At 40.2% G+C, this 1,461-nt stretch carries 2 protein-coding genes; both read left to right on the top strand.

Annotated elements, in window-relative coordinates; all coding sequences use genetic code 11:
- Positions 1-141: 141 nt before the first annotated feature.
- Entirely contained in the window at positions 142-963 is an 822-nt protein-coding gene (gene bioC / locus ABY905_RS17300) for a malonyl-ACP O-methyltransferase BioC (protein WP_372646154.1), read from the top strand.
- Positions 964-1,083: 120 nt separating this feature from the next.
- Positions 1,084-1,461 (top strand): dethiobiotin synthase (gene bioD, locus ABY905_RS17295; protein ID WP_372646153.1); only part of this gene is annotated, 378 nt, incomplete at its 3' end.

Below are 1,461 nucleotides of genomic sequence, written 5' to 3'. Positions count from 1 at the left end.
TTCGTCACGAGATATGATTTTCCCTTTCAATAATTTAGAACAAGCTTGGGAAAATAAGACCAATAAGATAGTTTTAAATTCGCCTCATTTTTGTTTCACAGTCTGGAACTCTTGGGATGAGATACTAAAGGTCTAAAAGTCTTGAAAGTCAAAAGGTCGGAAAAGGCAACACACAGAGATAAACAGATTGTGAATCAACAAAAGATAAATAAGGATAAAGTTCAGAAGGGGTTTGTGAAGAGCATCACCACTTATCGCAAGCATGCTATTGTTCAGGAAGCCATTGCTTCACGACTGATTGCTGAGATGAGATGGCGTTGTCCTGTGTATCACGCTTCTGTTTTGGAGATTGGTTGTGGCCCTGCTGTTCTGACAGAGAAGTATTTTCAATTCTTCGATGCAAACAGCTATCTGGCAAATGATATTGTGGAGGAATATGCGCCTATCCTGGAAGCGATCAATCCCAAGATTCAATTCATGGGGGGTGATATTGAAGCCAAGGCTTTGCCTCAGAATCTGGATTTGATTCTATCTGGCTCCACATTTCAATGGTTCAATAATCTGGATGCCTTTCTCGAAAAATGTGCTAAAGCTTTATCTTCAACAGGTTTTCTTGCTTTTAGCAGCTTTGGTCCTGAAAATTACCGTGAGATTCGCTCGGTAAACGGCAGTGGCTTAGATTACCTCACTTATAACGCACACCTACAACTTCTGGAAAAGTACTTCGATGTGGTTTGGAGTGAAAAAGAAATCATCACCCGACATTTCCCTGAGCCTATCGAGATCTTGCACCATATGAAACGAACCGGCGTCAACGGTTTACCCGGAAAGGTCTGGACAAAATCGGATCTAAAGAACTTCGAAGAACGTTATAAAGATCTTTTTGGAACAGAACTGGGTGTTCCCCTAAGCTATCAGCCTATCTACTTTATTGCAAAACCGAAAATCAAGGATAAAGGTTAAAGTAAAAAAGTTTCAAGAAAATTAACTCAAATCACTTCTAGAGCATGAGTTGATATGATGATGTGGTCGTTTCCATATTGACAGAATCAACAAATTAACACATTAACAAAATCATCAAATATGAGCACTTACTTCATAACTGGAATCGATACTGACGCAGGAAAGACCTTCGCTACTGGTTTAATGGCAAAATACCTTCTTGATAGAAATGTGAACGTGATGACACAAAAGTTTGCTCAAACGGGCTGTGTCGGGATCTCAGAAGATATACTCGCTCATCGTGAGATTATGGGTGTAGAGCCTTACGAGGAAGACAAAGATGGTACAACATGTCCTTATGTATTCACCTACCCTGCTTCTCCCCATTTAGCCGCTAAGATAGATGGGGATGAAATAGATATTAATGTGATAAATGCATCAACAGAGAAGCTGGAAGCAGCTTACGACACGCTTTTAATTGAAGGTGTAGGCGGTATTCATGTGCCCATAACACTGGAT

This window comes from Ancylomarina sp., assembly GCF_041555295.1.
Lineage (GTDB): Bacteria > Bacteroidota > Bacteroidia > Bacteroidales > Marinifilaceae > Ancylomarina.
Note: the sequence above shows the minus strand (reverse complement) of the source record. Positions and strands in the feature narration are given on the sequence as shown.